At 71.0% G+C, this 18,397-nt stretch carries 18 protein-coding genes; 17 read left to right on the top strand and 1 reads right to left on the bottom strand.

The window, feature by feature from the left end:
• Window positions 1-297 precede the first annotated feature (297 nt).
• The 7 genes from ABD831_RS14860 to ABD831_RS14830 all read left to right on the top strand — a co-directional run bounded on the left by ABD831_RS14860 (window position 298) and on the right by ABD831_RS14830 (window position 6,419).
• Window positions 298-852, top strand: coding sequence for an HIT family protein (locus ABD831_RS14860; protein WP_344948049.1), 555 nt, complete (start codon window positions 298-300; stop codon window positions 850-852).
• A 51-nt stretch (window positions 853-903) separates the two neighbouring features.
• Window positions 904-1,527: a phosphatidylinositol phosphate synthase gene (gene pgsA / locus ABD831_RS14855; RefSeq protein WP_142177865.1), complete on the top strand. Its 624-nt coding sequence runs from the start codon at window positions 904-906 to the stop codon at window positions 1,525-1,527.
• Entirely contained in the window at window positions 1,524-2,579 is a 1,056-nt protein-coding gene (locus ABD831_RS14850; protein WP_344948046.1) for a phosphatidylinositol mannoside acyltransferase, read from the top strand. Before pgsA ends, ABD831_RS14850 begins: the two co-directional genes overlap by 4 nt.
• On the top strand, window positions 2,576-3,748 hold the full coding sequence (locus tag ABD831_RS14845) for a glycosyltransferase family 4 protein (protein WP_344948043.1): 1,173 nt from the start codon (window positions 2,576-2,578) through the stop codon (window positions 3,746-3,748). The genes ABD831_RS14850 and ABD831_RS14845 overlap by 4 nt, the downstream gene beginning before the upstream one ends.
• Window positions 3,745-4,296 carry a hypothetical protein gene (locus tag ABD831_RS14840; protein ID WP_344948040.1) on the top strand — a complete coding sequence of 184 codons (552 nt, stop codon included), beginning with the start codon at window positions 3,745-3,747 and terminating at the stop codon, window positions 4,294-4,296. Before ABD831_RS14845 ends, ABD831_RS14840 begins: the two co-directional genes overlap by 4 nt.
• Before the next feature lie 81 nt (window positions 4,297-4,377).
• Window positions 4,378-5,310 (top strand): pyridoxal 5'-phosphate synthase lyase subunit PdxS, encoded by a 933-nt coding sequence (gene pdxS / locus ABD831_RS14835; RefSeq protein WP_344948037.1) that lies wholly within the window; start codon window positions 4,378-4,380, stop codon window positions 5,308-5,310.
• 95 nt (window positions 5,311-5,405) lie between these two features.
• Window positions 5,406-6,419 carry a DUF4037 domain-containing protein gene (locus ABD831_RS14830; RefSeq protein WP_344948034.1) on the top strand — a complete coding sequence of 338 codons (1,014 nt, stop codon included), beginning with the start codon at window positions 5,406-5,408 and terminating at the stop codon, window positions 6,417-6,419.
• Between the two features lie 24 nt (window positions 6,420-6,443).
• Here the strand turns inward: ABD831_RS14830 and kynU are convergent, their stop codons facing one another.
• Window positions 6,444-7,697, bottom strand: a complete 1,254-nt coding sequence (gene kynU, locus ABD831_RS14825; protein ID WP_344948032.1) for a kynureninase — start codon at window positions 7,695-7,697, stop codon at window positions 6,444-6,446.
• A 145-nt stretch (window positions 7,698-7,842) separates the two neighbouring features.
• On the opposite strand from kynU, the gene pdxT reads away from it, so the two are divergent.
• The 10 genes from pdxT (at window position 7,843) to ABD831_RS14775 (ending at window position 18,390) form a co-directional block, all read left to right on the top strand.
• Entirely contained in the window at window positions 7,843-8,505 is a 663-nt protein-coding gene (pdxT, locus tag ABD831_RS14820; RefSeq protein ID WP_344948267.1) for a pyridoxal 5'-phosphate synthase glutaminase subunit PdxT, read from the top strand.
• Window positions 8,502-9,263: a YebC/PmpR family DNA-binding transcriptional regulator gene (locus tag ABD831_RS14815; RefSeq protein WP_344948029.1), complete on the top strand. Its 762-nt coding sequence runs from the start codon at window positions 8,502-8,504 to the stop codon at window positions 9,261-9,263. The genes pdxT and ABD831_RS14815 overlap by 4 nt, the downstream gene beginning before the upstream one ends.
• 157 nt (window positions 9,264-9,420) lie before the next feature.
• Window positions 9,421-10,095 carry a crossover junction endodeoxyribonuclease RuvC gene (ruvC, locus tag ABD831_RS14810; RefSeq protein WP_344948026.1) on the top strand — a complete coding sequence of 225 codons (675 nt, stop codon included), beginning with the start codon at window positions 9,421-9,423 and terminating at the stop codon, window positions 10,093-10,095.
• Window positions 10,092-10,694, top strand: coding sequence for a Holliday junction branch migration protein RuvA (gene ruvA, locus ABD831_RS14805; protein WP_344948023.1), 603 nt, complete (start codon window positions 10,092-10,094; stop codon window positions 10,692-10,694). The genes ruvC and ruvA overlap by 4 nt, the downstream gene beginning before the upstream one ends.
• A complete protein-coding gene (gene ruvB / locus ABD831_RS14800) occupies window positions 10,691-11,836 on the top strand; it encodes a Holliday junction branch migration DNA helicase RuvB (RefSeq protein ID WP_344948020.1) in 1,146 nt (381 codons plus the stop codon). The genes ruvA and ruvB overlap by 4 nt, the downstream gene beginning before the upstream one ends.
• Before the next feature lie 234 nt (window positions 11,837-12,070).
• Complete coding sequence (yajC, locus tag ABD831_RS14795; RefSeq protein WP_344948017.1) at window positions 12,071-12,439, top strand: preprotein translocase subunit YajC; 369 nt, start codon at window positions 12,071-12,073, stop codon at window positions 12,437-12,439.
• Window positions 12,440-12,446: 7 nt separating this feature from the next.
• Complete coding sequence (secD, locus tag ABD831_RS14790; protein ID WP_344948014.1) at window positions 12,447-14,360, top strand: protein translocase subunit SecD; 1,914 nt, start codon at window positions 12,447-12,449, stop codon at window positions 14,358-14,360.
• The gene (secF, locus tag ABD831_RS14785) at window positions 14,357-15,511 is read left to right on the top strand and encodes a protein translocase subunit SecF (protein WP_344948011.1); all 1,155 of its coding nucleotides are present in this window, start codon (window positions 14,357-14,359) and stop codon (window positions 15,509-15,511) included. The genes secD and secF overlap by 4 nt, the downstream gene beginning before the upstream one ends.
• A 40-nt stretch (window positions 15,512-15,551) precedes the next feature.
• Window positions 15,552-16,076, top strand: coding sequence for an adenine phosphoribosyltransferase (locus tag ABD831_RS14780; RefSeq protein WP_142177878.1), 525 nt, complete (start codon window positions 15,552-15,554; stop codon window positions 16,074-16,076).
• 28 nt (window positions 16,077-16,104) lie between these two features.
• The gene (locus ABD831_RS14775; protein WP_142177879.1) at window positions 16,105-18,390 is read left to right on the top strand and encodes a RelA/SpoT family protein; all 2,286 of its coding nucleotides are present in this window, start codon (window positions 16,105-16,107) and stop codon (window positions 18,388-18,390) included.
• Window positions 18,391-18,397 lie beyond the last annotated feature (7 nt).

Genomic DNA, 18,397 nt, shown 5'->3' with positions numbered 1-18,397 from the left:
CGAAGAGGAAGGCCCGGGAACTCATACTTCCCGGGCCTTCACCTTCCTCCCGCACCTGTGCGCGACGACGTCCGTCGGGTCCCCGGGACGACCGGCCCTGCGGCTCTCACACCCGCAGGGTCGTTCCACGTCACGTCCCGGAGCGGGGACGGCGAAGGCCCTGCGGTCTCACACACCGCAGGGCCCGTGAACCATTGAACCCAACGTCGCGCCCCAGGCGAAATCGACACGCTGGGGGTCGAGTCGTGCCGGGGGCCGGCCCGGCGTCGGCAAGCGCCCGCCCTAGGATCTGTCAGCATGACGACGCAGGGCAGTGGCACCGAGTCGGCGGCGGACTTCGCCCACGTCGAAGACGGCTTCGAGAGGCTCTGGACGCCGCACCGGATGGCCTACATCCTCGGCGACAAGCCCACCGACGAAGCGGGCCACGGCTGCCCTTTCTGCACGGCACCCGGCAAGTCCGACGAGGAGGGCCTCATCGTCCATCGGGGCGAGCACTGCTACGTCGTGATGAACCTCTTCCCCTACAACCCCGGGCACGTGCTCGTGTGCCCCTACCGGCACGTCTCCCTCTACATCGACCTCACCGATGAGGAGACGGCGGAGTTCACGTCGCTGACCAAGCAGGTGATCCGCGTCCTGCAGGCGGCGTCGGGTCCGCACGGGTTCAACCTCGGCATGAACCAGGGGGCCGTCGCCGGTGCCGGTGTCGCCGCCCACCTGCACCAGCACGTCGTGCCGCGGTGGAGCGGGGACTCGAACTTCCTCCCGATCGTCGCGCAGACCAAGGCGCTGCCCGTGCTGCTCGAGGACACCCGCACCCGGCTCGTGGAGGCCTGGCCCGCCGGCTGAGCCGAGCGCCGCAGCCGCGCACGTCCTCTCGGTCAGTACGCTGTCCCCACCATGCTCAACAGACTCCTGCGCGCGTCGATGACCAAGATCCTCGGTCCGATCGCCCACCTGTTCCTCCGGCTCGGCATCAGCCCCGACGTCGTCACGATCGTCGGCACCCTCGGGGTGTGCGTCGGAGCGCTGGCGTTCTTCCCCCGCGGCGAGATCTGGGTGGGGGTGCTCGTCATCACGGCCTTCGTCTTCTCCGACACGGTCGACGGCATCATGGCCCGCGAGTCCGGCCGGTCCAGCAAGTGGGGCGCCTACCTCGACTCGACGCTCGACCGGATGGGCGACTCCGCGATCTTCGGCGGGCTGGTCATCTACTACGCCGGCCGGGGAGACAACCAGCTCATGGCAGGCCTCGCCCTCGCGTGCCTCATCCTCGGCAGCGTCGTCTCCTACGCCAAGGCCCGCGCCGAGGGCCTCGGCTACACCGCCGACGTCGGCATCGCCGAACGTGCCGACCGCCTCGTCGCCGTGCTCGTCGCGGCCTTCTTCGCCGACCTGTTCAACTCGACCGTCCTGCTCGGTGTCGTGCTCGGTCTGCTCGCCGTCGCGAGCTTCGTCACGGTGCTGCAGCGGATGCTCACGGTGCGCCGGCAGGCCCTCGCCTCCGGTGAGGTGGGCGCGTGACCGGCCTGCCGCGCAGGGCCACCGACACCGTCAGCGTGCTCGGTTTCAAGCTCGGGTGGTCGGTCGTACGCGCCCTCCCGGAACGGGCGGCATACGCCCTCTTCAACCGGGTCGCAGACGTGCTCGTCCGGCGCGGCGGGAAGGGCATCGAGCGGCTGCGCTCGAACTACCGCCGCGTCCGGCCGGAGCTGTCCGAGACCGACCTCGACGCACTCGTCCGCCAGGGGATGCGCTCCTACATGCGCTACTACTGCGAGGCGTTCCGGCTCCCGTCCCTCACGCGCGCCCAGATCGACGGCGCCGTCGTGGTGCGCGGCGACGCCGACATCCGCGAGCTGTGCGCACGCCGCGAGGCCGGCGTCGTCTTCGTCGGCCACCTCGGCAACTTCGACCTCGCGGCCGCCTGGTCCGCCGGCAGTCTCATGCCCGTCACGACCGTCGCCGAGCGTCTTAAGCCCGAGGAGGTGTTCCAGGAGTTCGTGGCCTTCAGGCACAGCATCGACATGGACATCATCCCGCTGACGGGTGGCGACGACCCCTTCCACGGCCTGCTCGCCGCAGCCCGTGAGGGTGGGCGGCTCATCGCCCTGGCCGCCGACCGCGACCTCACCAACGGGGGTGTCGAGGTCGATCTCCTCGGCCACCGCGCCCGGATGGCGAAAGGGCCCGCGGTGCTGTCGCTCATGACCGGCGCACCGCTCTATGCCGCTCGCATCTGGTACGAGCCTGCGCCCGCCGGCGCCGGGCTCGGCGGCCATCGGACGGTCATCGAGTTCAGCGACCGCCTCGTGCCACGGATCGAGGGCACCACGGCCGTCCGCGCCGCGGACCTCATCCAGCAGTGCGCCGACCACCTGGCCGTCACGATCCGGGAGCACACCTCGAGCTGGCACATGCTCCAGCGCGTCTTCGTCGAGGACCTCGCTGCGCCCGTCCCGCCCGCAGGCTCGGCGGCCTCGGCAGCCTCGACACCCTCGACACCCTCGACACCCTCGACACCCTCAGGCGCGTCGGTGCCGTCGGGTGCGCCCATCCCGGGTGAGACCCCGTGAGGATCGGGATCGTCTGCCCGTACTCGTTCGACGTGCCGGGAGGGGTGCAGTTCCACGTCCGGGACCTCGCCGAGCACCTCATCGCCCAGGGCCATCAGGTGTCGGTGCTCGCACCCGCCGACAGCGAGACCGAGCTCCCCGACTACGTCACCTCCGCCGGCCGGGCGACCGCCGTGCGCTACAACGGCTCGGTCGCGCGACTCAACTTCGGGCCGGTGACGGCCTCGAAGGTCGGCAAGTGGCTCGACGCCGGACACTTCGACGTGCTGCACCTGCACGAGCCGGTGACGCCCAGCATCAGCGTGCTGGCGCTGATGGCGGCCGAAGGGCCGATCGTGGCCACCTTCCACACCTCGATGATCCGGTCGCGCACGATGCAGACGGCATACCCCATCATCCGGCCGAGCCTGGAGAAGATCTCGGGCCGCATCGCCGTGAGCGAGGACGCCCGGCGCACCGTGACGACCCACGTCGGCGGTGACGCCGTCGTCATCCCCAACGGGGTCTACGTCGACCGGTTCGCGAGCGCCCCACGGCGGTCGGCCTGGATCGGGACGCCGGCCTCGCCCACGATCGCCTTCCTCGGCCGCATGGGCGAGCCGCGCAAGGGGCTGCCGGTGCTGGCCGCCGCGCTGCCCGAGGTCCTGCGCTCGATCCCGGGGCTGCGCGTCCTCGTCGCCGGGCCCGGCGACCCCGACGAGGTCACCGAGGGCTGGCCCCCGGAGGTCCGGGCCGCCTGCGAGTTCCTCGGGTCGGTCTCCGACGACGACAAGGCCTCGCTCCTCGCATCGGTCGATGTCTACGTCGCCCCCAACACCGGTGGCGAGAGCTTCGGCATCATCCTCATCGAGGCCATGAGTGCGGGCGCGTGCGTGCTCGCCAGCGACCTCTCGGCGTTCTCCCGCGTGCTCGACGGCGGCACGGCGGGTGCCATGTTCGCCAACGAGCACCCCGACGACCTCGCGCGCACCCTCGTCGACCTGCTCCGACGGCCCGAGCGCCGGGCCGAGCTCGCAGCGGCCGGCCAGCGCCGGGCCCGGCTGTTCGACTGGTCGGTCGTGGCCGACGAGATCCTCGCCGTCTACGAGACGGTCATCGAGGGGCGGGCGGCCGCGGACTGGCAGCCGCAGGGACGCTGGAACCGCTTCCTGCGCGGGGGCACCCGATGAGCGAGGTCCTCTCCTGGGTCTTCGCGATCCTCTTCGTCCTCGTCGTCATCGCCTGGTACCTCTCCTACACGGCGGCCCGTGTCGACCGGCTCCACGTGCGCCTCAGCGGCACGCTCGCGGCGCTCGACGCCCGGCTCGTCCGGCGTGCGGAGGCCTCCGTCGAGCTCGCCAACAGCGGGCTGCTCGACGGCGCCACGTCGCTGATCCTCGCCAATGCGGCCGCCGAGTCGCTCGAGGCCCCGTCGGAGCACGGCGAGGCGCGGGAGCTGGCCGAGAACGACCTCACCGAGGCCCTCGACCTCGCGTTGACGCCCGAGGCGGTCAGCTCGCTGCGGTCGACCGAGCTGGGGGAGGACGTGCTGGCCCGCCTCGCGTCGGCCTGCATGCGGGTCCAGCTCGCGCGACGCTTCCACAACGACGCCGTCACCGACGTGCGACGGGTGCGGCGCAAGTGGACGATCCGGATGTTCCACCTCGCCGGCCACACGCCCATGCCGCACACCGTCGAGTTCAACGACGAGTCACCCGAGCACCTCGCCGCCGTCTGAGGACCGAGTCGTGGGCCGACGTCGCGTGGGCCTACGCTTTGAGGCAACCCCAACACCCAGATCACGGGAAAGCAGGACATCGTGAGCACCACCCCGACCACGGGCACCACGCCCGCGGCTGACCAGCACGCGAGCTCCACCGGCACGACGCGCGTCAAGCGCGGCATGGCCGAGATGCTCAAGGGCGGCGTCATCATGGACGTCGTCACCGCCGAGCAGGCCAAGATCGCCGAGGACGCGGGCGCCGTCGCCGTCATGGCCCTCGAGCGGGTCCCCGCCGACATCCGTGCCCAAGGCGGGGTCTCGCGCATGAGCGACCCCGACATGATCGACAGCATCATCGAGGCCGTCTCGGTTCCCGTCATGGCCAAGGCCCGGATCGGCCACTTCGTCGAGGCCCAGGTGCTGCAGAGCCTCGGCGTCGACTACATCGACGAGTCGGAGGTTCTCACCCCGGCCGACTACGCCAACCACATCGACAAGTGGCAGTTCACGGTGCCCTTCGTGTGTGGCGCGACCAACCTCGGCGAGGCGCTGCGGCGGATCACCGAGGGCGCGGCGATGATCCGCTCCAAGGGTGAGGCCGGCACCGGTGACGTCTCCAACGCGACGACGCACATGCGCACCCTGCGCGCCGAGATCAACCGCCTCCGGTCGATGAGCCCCGACGAGCTGTACGTCGCGGCCAAGGAGCTCCAGGCCCCCTACGAGCTCGTCAAGGAGGTCGCCGAGGCCGGCAAGCTCCCCGTCGTGCTCTTCACGGCCGGTGGCATCGCGACCCCGGCCGACGCCGCGATGATGATGCAGCTCGGCGCCGAGGGCGTCTTCGTCGGCTCCGGCATCTTCAAGTCGGGCAACCCGGCCCAGCGCGCCGAGGCCATCGTCAAGGCGACGACCTTCCACGACGACCCCGACGTCGTCGCCAAGGTCTCCCGCGGCCTCGGCGAGGCCATGGTCGGCATCAACGTCGACGAGATCCCGCAGCCGCACCGGCTCGCCGAGCGCGGTTGGTGACCTCAGGCCACCCAGCAAGCCGCTGACGTGTGCCGTCGTGCCCCACGGGCGCGGCGGCACACGTCGTCGTGGGTCGCGGCTGGCAGCATCGGGTCGTGAGCCCTTCCGGAGCCGAGCTGTCACGGTCGTACTTCGAGCACGTCGTGGGTCCGCTCGTGGAGGCGCGCTGGCCCGGGCTGCCGTATGCCGCGGCGCGGCTGGGCAGCGGGTCGGACGTCCTCGGTCTCGACGACGCACGGTCCCGCGACCACGACTGGGGCCTGCGGCTCAACCTCCTCGTCCCGCGCGGGCTCGTCGACGACGTCGACACGCACCTCGCCGAGCACCTGCCCGACTCCTTCGCCGGCCATCCCGTGCGGTTCGCCACGACCTGGGACCCGGCCGTGCGTCACCGCGTGCAGGTCGAGACGGCGCGCGAGCTCGCCACCTCGCGCCTCGGGGTCGACCCGACCACCGACCTCACCGTCGGGGACTGGCTGTCGATCACGGGGCAGGCCGTCCTGGAGGTCACCGCCGGCGACGTGTTCGCCGACGGCGCGGGCGAGCTGGACGGCATACGTCGTCGGCTCGAGTGGTATCCCGACGACGTCTGGCGGCACGTCGTCGCGGTGGACTGGGCCCGGCTCGCCCAGGAGCTGCCGTTCGTCGGCCGCACGGGGGAGCGCGGCGACGAGCTCGGCTCACGGGTCGTGGCGGCGCGGCTCGCCGGGGTGGTGATGCACCTCGGGCACCTGCTCGAGCGTCGCTGGGCGCCGTACTCCAAGTGGCTCGGCACGAGCTTCACCCGGCTGCCACGGGCCGCGGCAGCAGCGGCACCGTTGGAGGCAGCCCTGACCGCGAGCGACTGGCACCGCCGGGAGGCGGGGCTCGTCCTGGCCCTCCGGACGCTGTGCCGGGTTCAGGCCGACACCGGGCTCCCGACGGCCCCGGACCCCGTCGAGCCGTTCTGGGACCGGCCGTTCCTCGGTGTCCGTGACGCCGCCGTCAGCGTGGTCGCCGAGAGCATCCTCGACCCGGCCGTGCGGTTGCTCCCACGGGGCGTCGGCTCGGTGGAGCAGTGGAGCGACAACGTCGACGTCCTGACGCATCCCCGTCGACGGATCGAATGACGGATCGTCCCGCAGCGGCACTCGTCAGGTGACGGCGCCGCGCTCGGCGAACTCGGGCCGCTCGAACTCGCGCCCGTCGAGGACCTCCTGGACGTGCACCGCAGCGCGCACCGCGTCGACGTGCGTCACGTAGAGCGGTGCGAAACCGAGCCGGATGATGTCGGGCTCGCGGAAGTCGCCGATGACGCCGCGGGCGATGAGCGCCTGCACGACGGCGAAGGCCTGCGGGTGCCGGAGCGAGACCTGCGACCCGCGTCGCTCGGGCTCGCGCGGCGTCGCGAGCGGCAGGTCGACCCCGAGGGCGTCGAGGGCGTCGATGAACGTGCCCGTCACCGAGAGCGATGCCGCCCGCACGTCGGCGGGGGAGAGACCGTCGTATGCCGTGAGCGCGGCCTCCAGGGCGAGCACCGACAGCAGGGGCGGGGTGCCGACCCGGGCGCGGGTGATCCCGGGTGCGGCCTCGTAGTCGGGGCGCATCTCGAAGGGGTGGGCGTGGCCCTGCCAACCCGTCAGCGGCTGGTCGAAGTCGTCCTGGTGGCGGGTCGCGACATAGAGGAACGCGGGAGCGCCCGGGCCACCGTTGAGGTACTTGTAGCCGCAGCCGACGGCGAGGTCGGCGCCGCCCGCGTCGAGGTCCACCTCGATGACGCCGGCGGAGTGGCAGAGGTCCCAGCAGGCGAGCGCCCCGACGGCGTGGGCGGCTTCCGTGATCGCCCGAAGGTCCCACAGCTCGCCCGTGCGGTAGTCGACGCTCGAGTACGAGGCGAGGGCGAGGGCCTCTCCCGCCTCGGCGATGGCGGTCACGGCGTCGCGCGGGTGCACCCGGCGCACCTCGAGGCCGGCCAGGGCGGCCGCGGACTCCGTCATGTAGAGGTCGGTCGGGAACGAGTCCGGGTCGGTGAGCACGACGGTGCGGCCGGGACGCAGCCGACCGGCGCCGATGACCGCCTTGAAGAGGTTCACCGACGTCGAGTCCGTGACCACGACCTGGCCCGGCGCGGCGCCGACGAGACGCCCGACGCGGTCGCCGACCCGGGTCTGCGCGCCCCACCAGTCGGCCTCGTTCCACGACCGGATCAGCCGCTCGCCCCACTGGCGGTGCATGACGTCGTCGACGACGGCGGGGACGGCCGTCGGCAGCGCGCCCAACGAGTTGCCGTCGAGGTAGATGACGTCGTCGGGCAGGGTGAAGAGGTCTCGCGTGCCCCGCAGCGGTGAGGCGGCGTCGGCCTCCGCGGCGCGGGCGATCAGGTCTTCGTGGGTCTGCACCGTCGTCATGGGCGCAACGTATCCGTTGAGCCGGTGCCGTCGTCAGGGCGGGCAGCTCTCGTGTCTCGTATGCCAGACGGTTCCCGGCCACGGACCCGTGACCGTCGCCCGGTCACCGGCGCCCTAGGCTGGCTCGGTGAGCACCACCAGCATCCTGTCCCTCCCGCGGATCGGCGTCCTCGCGGTCCAGGGCGACGTCCGCGAGCACCTCGCGGCCCTCGACGCGCTCGGCGCGGACGCGGTCACGGTCCGTCGCCCGGCGGAGGTCGAGTCGATCGACGGACTCGTGATCCCCGGCGGGGAGTCGACCGTCATGGACAAGCTCGTCCGCGCCTTCGACCTGCGCGAGCCATTGCTGCGCCGCATCGCGGAGGGCATGCCGGCCTACGGCTCGTGCGCCGGGATGATCATGCTCGCCGACCGCATCGCCGACGGGCGGCCCGACCAGCAGACGCTCGGCGGCCTCGACATCACCGTGCGGCGCAACGCCTTCGGCCGCCAGGTCGACTCCTTCGAGCAGGACCTCGACTACGCCTGGCGCGACGCCGGGGCGACCGGCACCGTGCACGCCGTCTTCATCCGGGCGCCGTGGGTCGAGCAGGTCGGCCCCGAGGTCGAGGTGCTCGCCCGCGTGAGCGAGGGCGCGGCCGCCGGTAGGATCGTCGCGGTCCGGCAGGGCAACCTCATGGCCACGTCCTTCCACCCCGAGGTGGGGGCCGACCGCCGGATCCACGCCGAGTTCGTCTCGATCGTCAGAGAGCACCGACTCCAGCAGTCGGGCGCACGCCAGTCACCGGAACGCGAGGACACTGCATGAGCGGCCACTCCAAATGGGCCACCACGAAGCACCAGAAGGCGGCCAAGGACGCCAAGCGCGGCAAGCTCTTCGCCAAGCTCATCAAGAACATCGAGGTCGCGGCGCGCCAGGGCGGGGCTGACCCCGCGGGCAACCCGACCCTCTACGACGCCATCCAGAAGGCCAAGAAGACGTCGGTCCCCAACGACAACATCGACCGCGCGGTCAAGCGTGCCTCGGGCGCCGAGGCGGGCGCGGCCGACTGGCAGACCATCATGTACGAGGGCTACGCCCCCAACGGCGTCGCGGTGCTCATCGAGTGCCTCACCGACAACCGCAACCGCGCCGCTGCCGAGGTGCGCACCGCGCTGACCCGCAACGGTGGCCAGCTCGCCGACCCGGGCTCGGTGTCCTACGTCTTCAACCGCAAGGGCGTCGTCACCGTCCTCAAGGATGCCGGCAGCGAGGACGACATCCTCGAGGTCGTGCTCGAGGCGGGTGCCGAGGAGGTCAACGACAACGGCGACACCTGGGAGATCATCTCCGAGGCCACCGACTTCGTCGCGGTCCGCAAGGCGATCCAGGACGCCGGCATCGACTACGAGTCGGCCGAGGCGTCGTTCGTCCCGAACCTGCAGGTCCCGCTCGACCTGGACGGGGCCAAGAAGATGATCCGGGTCATCGAGGCGCTCGAGGACAGCGACGACGTGCAGAACGTCTTCGCCAACGGCGACATCCCCGACGACGTGCTGGCGCAGCTCGACGAGGACGAGGACTGAGCCGGCCGTCAGGCCGCAGCACGGGAGGCACGCCGGGACCGGCGTGCCTCCCGTGCTTTCGGGGGCGGGCGGTTAGCGTTGTCCCGAACACCTGTTCGGATCGACCTGGCGTTCCCACTCGTCCCGTCCGTCCCGCCCACAGACCTGGAGGTATGCCGTGCGCGTCCTCGCGGTCGACCCCGGCCTCACGCGGTGCGGAGTCGGCGTCGTCGACGGAGTGCCGGGCCGCAAGCTCGCCCTCGTCGAGGTGGGAGTCATCCGGACGCCGTCCACCGACCCCACGCCCCGACGTCTCGTCGCGGTCGAGGACGAGATGCGGCAGTGGTTCGCGCGACACCGACCCGAGGCTGTCGCCATCGAGCGGGTCTTCGCCGACACCAACGTCTCCACCGTGATGGGCACGGCCCAGGTGACCGGCATCGTCATGATCATCGCGGAGCGGCTGGGCCTTCCGGTCACGTTGCACACGCCCACGGAGGTCAAGGCTGCCGTCAGCGGCAGCGGACGGGCCGACAAGGCACAGGTGACCACGATGGTGACCCGCCTGCTCGGTCTGGACACACCTCCGAAGCCGGCCGACGCGGCCGACGCCCTTGCCCTCGCGATCTGCCACGTCTGGCGCGGCGGCACCCAGAACCGGCTCGAGGAGGCACGGCTCGAGGTGCTGGCGCGCACGGTCAACCGGGGGAGCGGGATACCCCGCCGGGTCCCGCCGGGATCGGTGCCCCCCGTGCAGCGGCTGCGGGCCGCGTCCACCCAGACCTCCAGGGCCGCCCGGCCCGCCTCACCCGATCGCACCCCACCACCGCACTCTGGAGCCCAGCCCCGATGATCGCCTCGCTCTCCGGCACCGTCCTCAAGGTCGGCCTCGACTCCGTCGTGGTCGGAGTCGGGGGAGTCGGCATGCTCGTCCACACGACACCCGCGACGGCCACGTCCGTGCGACTGGGGCAGCCCACCGAGCTCGCCACGAGCCTCGTCGTGCGCGAGGACTCGCTGACGCTCTACGGCTTCGCGACCGACGACGAGAAGCACGTCTTCGAGACGGTCCAGACCGTCTCGGGTGTTGGGCCCCGGCTCGCCCTCGCCGTGCTCGCCGTGCACTCACCCGACGCCGTGCGAGTGGCGCTCGGCACCGGCGACCTCGTCGCGCTGACGAAGGTCCCCGGCATCGGCAAGAAGGGCGCCGAGCGCATGGTCCTCGAGCTCAAGGACAAGCTGGGTGCCCTGCCAGGCTCGGCCGGCCGGGTCGATCCCGTCCACCTCGACTCCGGTGAGGCGTGGCGCGAGCAGGTCCGCGAGGCCCTCGTCGGTCTCGGGTGGACGGCGCGACAGGCCGACGACGCGCTCGACAAGGTGGCGCCGCTCGCGGCCGATGGGGCCGGTGTCTCAGCGCTGCTGCGCGCGGCCCTGCAGGAGCTGGGCCGATGAGTGCCGACCGCTCGGACGGCTCCTGGGAGCTCGACACCGGCACCGTCCCCGACGTCTGGGACGACGGGTCCTTCGACGCGACGGCCCGCATCGTCGACGTCGTCGGCGACACCGAGGAGCGGCAGGTCGAGGCAGCCCTGCGGCCCAAGCGGCTCGACGAGTTCCCGGGGCAGACACGGGTGCGCGACCAGCTCGGGCTCGTCCTCAAGGCCGCCAAGCGGCGTGGCACCCCGCCGGACCACGTCCTGCTGTCAGGTCCTCCCGGCCTCGGCAAGACGACCCTCGCGATGATCGTGGCCAGCGAGCTCGAGCAGCCCATCCGCATCACCTCAGGACCCGCGATCCAGCACGCCGGCGACCTCGCGTCGGTGCTCTCCTCGCTCGCGGAGGGCGAGGTGCTCTTCCTCGACGAGATCCACCGGATGTCCCGGTCCGCCGAGGAGATGCTCTACCTGGCGATGGAGGACTTCCGCGTCGATGTCATCATCGGCAAGGGCCCCGGCGCCACAGCGATCCCGCTCGAGCTGCCACCCTTCACCGTCGTCGGTGCGACCACCCGCGCAGGCCTGCTGCCTGCCCCGCTGCGCGACCGGTTCGGCTTCACCGGTCACCTCGACTACTACGCGGCCGCGGACCTCGTCACGATCCTGCACCGGTCGGCCCGCCTGCTGGGTCTCGACGCCGACGAGGACGGCATCCGCGAGATCGCACTGCGCTCCCGAGGCACTCCACGCATCGCCAACCGACTGCTGCGCCGGGTGCGCGACTGGGCCCAGGTCCACGGCGAGGACCGGGTGACCCACGCCGCCGCCCGTCAGGCCCTCGAGCTGTTCGACGTCGACGAACGCGGCCTCGACCGTCTCGACCGAGCCGTCCTGGAGGCGCTCTGCCGCCGTTTCAACGGCGGGCCTGTGGGCCTCTCGACGCTGGCCGTCGCCGTGGGCGAGGAGCCCGACACCGTGGAGACGGTCGCCGAGCCCTACCTCGTGCGCGAGGGCTTCATGGTGCGCACGCCGCGTGGGCGCGCCGCATCGAGCCTGGCGTGGGACCACCTCGGCCTCACCCCACCACGTGACGCCCAGGCTCTGTGGACGGCCACGCTGCCCATCGACGAGGCCGGTGGCGCCCGTTTCGACGCCTGAGGACACCTGCCCCGGAGACGCTCGAGTGCGACCAAAACGTGACCCGCGTCCGCGTCACGACGCCCCGATCCGGTCTGACAAACTGCACCGGCGCACGTAGACTCCTGCGGGCACCACCGCCGCTGCCGCGGCACCATCCGGTGCCCCCGGTCGTTGACGCGACATCCGACCCGATCACCGGGTCGTGGCACGTGTGCACACCGACCGGACGAAGACACGAAGGACTGAGCTGACATGAACACCAACGGGGGCTTCTCGTTGCTGATTTTCGCCCTGCCACTGCTGCTGCTGGGCTGGCTGTTCTTCACCCAGAACAAGCGGATGAAGCAGATGCGGGACTTCAGCTCTTCGCTCAACGTCGGCGACCGGATCGTCACGTCGTCCGGCATCTACGGCACGGTCAAGCACCTCGACGAGGCCAGCGCCTGGCTCGAGATCGCCGAGGGCACCACGATCCGGGTCGACCGGCGCGCCATCGCGATGAAGCAGACCGACACGGCTTCCGAGGGCGTCAGCGGCACCACCGCCAGCACGCCGGCAACGGACGCCGCGCCCGATGACGCACCGGGCAGCACGCCCGACTCCCAGCAGAACGGTCAGTGAGGGTTTCGTGGCACGCAGCTCCACCAAGAAGTCGGCGAGACGCAGCCTCCTGGCGCTCATCGTCGTCATCCTCGGCCTCGGCGCCCTGGCAGTCGGCCTGACGAAGTGGGGCGACGGGTCGATGACCCCCCGCCTCGGACTCGACCTCGAGGGCGGCACGGAGCTCGTGCTCCAGCCGCAGCTCACCGGCACCGAGACGATCAGCGAGGGCCAGGTCAACCGGGCGGTCGACATCATCCGCCAGCGCATCGACGCCAACGGTGTGTCCGAGGCCGAGATCACCACGCAGGGTGGCCGCAGCATCGTCGTCTCCATCCCCGGGCAGCCCACCAAGGAACAGCTCGACGCGCTGAAGAAGCCGTCACAGCTGCGCTTCCGCGCCGTCTACGTCCAGGCGCTCGACGCCAACGCGTCGCAGGCGAACCCGAACGGGACACCGACGGGCACGCCGACCGGAACCTCGACGGGCACGACGAAGAAGCCGTCCGGCACTGCCACGGCGACCCCGTCGACGTCGGCGACCGCGCAGAACGGCGTCGTCCCCGACGCACTCCGAGCAGCCACCACGCCGGCCACGCCGACGGGCACCGCGACGGGCAAGGCCACGACTCCTGCCGGCAAGGCCACGACCCCGGCCCCTGCAGCCACGCAGACGGCTCCCGCACCCACGCCGGCCCAGACCGAGGCCGCCGTCAAGGCGCAGGCCAGCACGGGCCTCGTGGGCCTCGGCTGGGACAAGGCGAAGGCCGACGCGGCCGCCGCCAAGGTGGCCAAGGCGTACACCGCCCTCGACTGCTCCGCCCCGGGCGCGATCGACAGGGTGCAGGACGACCCGACCCAGCCCATCGCCACCTGTGGCGAGGACCGGGTCACCAAGTACGTCCTCGGCCCGAGCGAGATCGACGGCAGCGAGATCGCCGACGCCACGAGCGGCTACCAGCCCGGCCCCAACGGCCAGCCCACCTCGATCGTCGAGGTCGCCCTGTCCTTCAAGGACGCCGGCAAGGCCAAGTTCGCGGCCGTGACCAAGCGCCTCTACGGCCTGCAGTCCCAGCCGCCGCTCGACCAGTTCGCGGTCGTGCTCGACAAGGCGGTCATCACGGCGCCGCAGGCCCGCGCCGTCATCACCGACGGGCGCGCCTCGATCACCGGCTCGTTCACCATCGACTCCGCCAAGCAGCTCGCCGAGCAGCTGAAGTTCGGTGCGCTCCCGATCTCGTTCGCGCTGCAGACGCAGGACAACATCACGCCGCAGCTCGGCGAGGAGCAGCTGCGCATCGGCCTGCTCGCCGGCTTCATCGGCCTGCTGCTCGTCGTCGTCTACTCGCTCTTCCAGTACCGCGCGCTCGGCCTCGTCACGGTCGCCTCGCTCGTCGTCGCCTCCGTCATCACCTACCTCGCGGTCACGGTGCTCGGGACGACGCACGGGTTCCGCCTGACCATGGCGGGTGTCACGGGTCTCATCGTGGCCATCGGTGTCACCGCCGACAGCTTCATCGTCTACTTCGAACGCATCCGCGACGAGGTCCGGGACGGGCGACCGCTCGTGGCGGCGGTCGAGACCGGCTGGAAGAGAGCGCGGCGCACGATCATCGCGGCCGATGCCGTCAACTTCATCGCGGCCGTCGTGCTCTACCTGCTGGCCTCGAGCAACGTCCGCGGCTTCGCCTTCACGCTGGGGCTCACGACGCTCATCGACCTGCTCGTCGTCATGCTCTTCACGCACCCCGTGGTGCAGCTGCTGGCCCGTACCGAGTTCTTCGGCAACGGCCACAAGTGGTCCGGTCTCGACCCGCAGCGCCTCGGCGCCAAGGAGTCGGTCCGCTACCGCGGGCGCGGCCAGTTCGGGGCACCCGGCGCCCAGCGCCCGCCCGCCACCGTGGGTTCGGCCCGCGTCGCCGATGGGAAGGCCCAGGCATGATCAACTTCTCCCAGGTCGGCAACGACCTCTACACCGGCAAGCGCTCGATCGACTTCATCAAGCGCCAGAAGACGTGGTACGCCGTGTCCGGCGTGCTCATCGCCCTGGCCCTGATCGGCATCTTCGTCAAGGGACTCAACTTCGGCATCGAGTTCAGCGGTGGCTCCGAGTTCCGCGTCCAGGGCGTCTCGAACAGCCAGGGCTACGAGGAGAAGGCCCAGGCTGCCATCTCCAAGGCCGGCATCCAGGGCAACGTCATCTCGACGATCGTCGGGCAGGACACCGTGCGCGTGCAGTCCGAGGCAGCCTCGGACCGCACCGACGAGGCCAGTGCCGCCCTGGCCCAGCAGTTCGGCGTCAACAAGAGCGCGGTCAGTGCCTCGCTCATCGGCCCGAGCTGGGGGCAGTCGGTGAGCCAGCAGGCGATCCGGGGCCTGATCGTCTTCCTCATCCTCGTGACCATCGTCATGGCGCTCTACTTCCGCACCTGGAAGATGGCCGTCGCGGGACTCGTGGCGCTGCTGCACGACCTCGTCATCACCGTCGGGATCTACGCGCTGTTCGGCTTCGAGATCACGCCGTCGTCGATGATCGGCTTCCTGACGATCCTCGGCTACTCGCTCTACGACACCGTCGTCGTCTTCGACAAGGTGCGCGAGAACACGGCCGAGGCCTTCCGCACCAAGCGGATGACGTACTCGGCCGCAGCCAACCTCGCGGTCAACCAGACGCTCGTGCGCTCGATCAACACGACGGTCGTCGCGCTGCTGCCCATCGCGGCAGTCCTCTTCGTCGGCTTCACGCTGCTGGGCCCGGGCACCCTGCTGGACCTGTCGCTCGCGCTCTTCATCGGTATCGCGGTCGGCGCCTACTCCTCGATCTTCATCGCGACGCCGCTGCTCGTCGACCTGCGCCGCAACGAGCCGGCGGTCCGGGAGCTCGAGAAGTACGTGGCGCGGCACGGTGTCAAGCCGCACGTCGCCGCACCCCAGGGTGCGCTCGAGCCGGCCGTCGTCGGTGCCGACACCACGGGCGCGGCAGCAGGTGCCGCGGGCACGACGCAGTCCGACGGCACGCCGCGACCGGTGCACAAGTACGCCCAGCCGGGACCGCGCAACCAGCCCAAGCGCGCCCCGAAGTCGCGGCGCTGACCAGCCCGACACCGCACGTTCGACCACCTCAGGAGACGGCGTGAGCCAGATCAGTGACCTCGTCGCGAGCAAGCTGCGTGACATCCCGGACTTCCCCAAGCCGGGTGTCCTCTTCAAGGACTTCACGCCGCTGATCGCCGACGGCCCGGCGCTGGGCGAGCTCGTGCGCGACATCGCCCAGCGGTATGCAGGTCAGGTCGACGTCATCGTCGGCATCGAGGCACGCGGGTTCATCCTCGGTGCCGCCGTGGCCTACGAGCTGGGCCTCGGCATGGTCCCGGTGCGCAAGGCGGGCAAGCTGCCGGGGGAGACCCTCAAGGAGTCCTACGCCCTCGAGTACGGCACGGCTGAGATCGAGGTGCACACCGATGCCTTCGAGGCCGGCCAGCGGGTGCTCGTCATCGACGACGTCCTGGCGACGGGGGGGACCGCCGAGGCCACCGCGCTGCTCGTCGAGCGGGCCGGCGCCAAGGTCGCCGCGATCGAGGTCGTCCTCGAGCTGGCCTTCCTCGAGGGCCGAAAGCGTCTCGCCGACCGGCCGGTCAACGCCATCCTCACGCTGTGATCCCGGAGGGACCGCCTAGACTCTCTTCATGAGCGAGGACGTCCGCAACGAGCTGTCCACCCCGTCGCGGGTGCGCGCCCGTTTCGCGCGTTTCGGGGCGACCCGGCCGGCCGGCAACCCCGTCCTGGAGCCGCTCATGACGGCGGTCCGCCAGAACCACCCGAAGGCCGACCTCTCGGTCATCGAGCGGGCGTATGCCGTCGCGGAGCACGCGCACGAAGGGCAGATGCGCAAGAGCGGCGACGCCTACATCACGCACCCGCTCGCCGTGACGACGATCCTCGCCGAGCTCGGCATGACGCCCCCGACGCTCGCGGCCGCGCTGCTGCACGACACCGTCGAGGACACGGCATACAGCCTGGACGAGCTGCGCCGCGACTTCGGCGACGAGATCGCGATGCTCGTCGACGGGGTGACCAAGCTCGACAAGGTCACGTACGGCGAGGCCGCCCAGGCCGAGACCGTGCGCAAGATGGTCATCGCGATGGCCCGCGACATCCGGGTCCTGGTCATCAAGCTCGCCGACCGGCTCCACAACGCCCGCACGTGGCGCTACGTCAGCCCCGAGTCGGCCAAGCGCAAGGCCAACGAGACGCTCGAGATCTACGCGCCGCTCGCGCACCGCCTCGGCATGAACACCATCAAGTGGGAGCTCGAGGACCTCTCTTTCGCGACGCTCTACCCCAAGGTCTACGACGAGATCGTGCGCCTCGTCGCCGAGCGTGCCCCCGCCCGTGAGGAGTACCTCGCCGGGGTGCGCACCCAGGTCACGGAGGACCTGACCGCGGCGAAGATCAAGGCCGTCGTCACCGGACGGCCCAAGCACTACTACTCCGTGTACCAGAAGATGATCGTGCGGGGCCGCGACTTCGAGGAGATCTACGACCTCGTCGCCGTCCGCGTCCTCGTCGACACGGTGCGCGACTGCTACGCGGCGCTGGGCGCCCTTCACTCGCGGTGGAACCCGGTCCCGGGTCGGTTCAAGGACTACATCGCGATGCCCAAGTTCAACATGTACCAGTCGCTGCACACGACGGTGATCGGGCCGCAGGGCAAGCCGGTCGAGATCCAGATCCGCACGCACACGATGCACCGCCGCGCCGAGTACGGCGTCGCGGCCCACTGGAAGTACAAGGACCAGAGCAACGGCGGCGGTCCCGCGCGTCCGGGCGAGATCACGCCGCAGAACGACATGGCGTGGCTGCGACAGCTGCTCGACTGGCAGCGCGAGACCGAGGACCCGGGTGAGTTCCTCGACTCCCTGCGCTTCGAGATGGGCAGCAGCGAGGTCTACGTCTTCACCCCGAAGGGTTCGGTCGTCGCCCTCCCGATGGGAGGCACCCCCGTCGACTTCGCTTATGCCGTCCACACCGAGGTCGGCCACCACTGCATCGGTGCTCGCGTCAACGGCCGCCTCGTGCCGCTCGAGTCGACCCTCGAGAACGGCGATGTCGTCGAGGTGCTCACGTCCAAGGCCGACGGTGCCGGCCCGTCGCGCGACTGGCTGCAGTTCGTCAAGAGCCCGCGCGCCCGCAACAAGATCAAGCAGTGGTTCTCGAAGGAGCGCCGCGAGGAGGCCATCGAGGCCGGCAAGGACTCGATCGCCAAGGCGCTGCGCAAGCAGAACCTGCCGCTGCAGCGGCTGATGAGCCACGACTCGATGACGGCCGTCGCCACCGACCTTCGCTACCAGGACATCGAGGCGCTGTATGCCGCGGTCGGCGAGGGGCACGTGTCAGCGCAGCACGTCGTGGGCAAGGTCGTGGCGTCGATGGGCGGCGTCGACGGTGCCACGGAGGACCTCGCCGAGGCCACCGTCCCGACCCGGGCCGCCAGCCGGCGCAAGCCCGGCGACCCGGGGGTCGTCGTCGTGGGCACCGCCGACGTGTGGGTCAAGCTCGCCAAGTGCTGCACGCCCGTGCCCGGTGACCCGATCATCGGCTTCGTGACACGCGGCAACGGCGTGTCGGTGCACCGCGTCGACTGCACCAACGCCGACCAGCTGACGGCCAACCCCGAGCGGCTCATCGACGTCGAGTGGGCGCCGAGCTCGGCCAGCGTCTTCCTCGTCCAGCTCCAGGTCGAGGCGCTCGACCGCAACCGGCTGCTCAGTGACGTCACCCGGGTGCTGTCGGACCAGCACGTCAACATCCTGTCGGCGTCGGTCCAGACCTCGCGCGACCGCGTGGCCATCTCACGCTTCACGTTCGAGATGGGCGACCCGGCCCACCTCGACCACGTCATGCAGGCCGTCCGCAAGATCGACGGTGTCTTCGACGTCTACCGCGTCAACGGCGGCAAGTCGACGATGTAGCCTCTCG

It is taken from the genome of Terrabacter ginsenosidimutans, assembly GCF_039539425.1.
Classification (GTDB): domain Bacteria; phylum Actinomycetota; class Actinomycetes; order Actinomycetales; family Dermatophilaceae; genus Terrabacter; species Terrabacter ginsenosidimutans.
The sequence above is the reverse complement of the archived record's forward strand: the minus strand, read 5'-3'. Positions and strand labels throughout refer to the sequence as shown.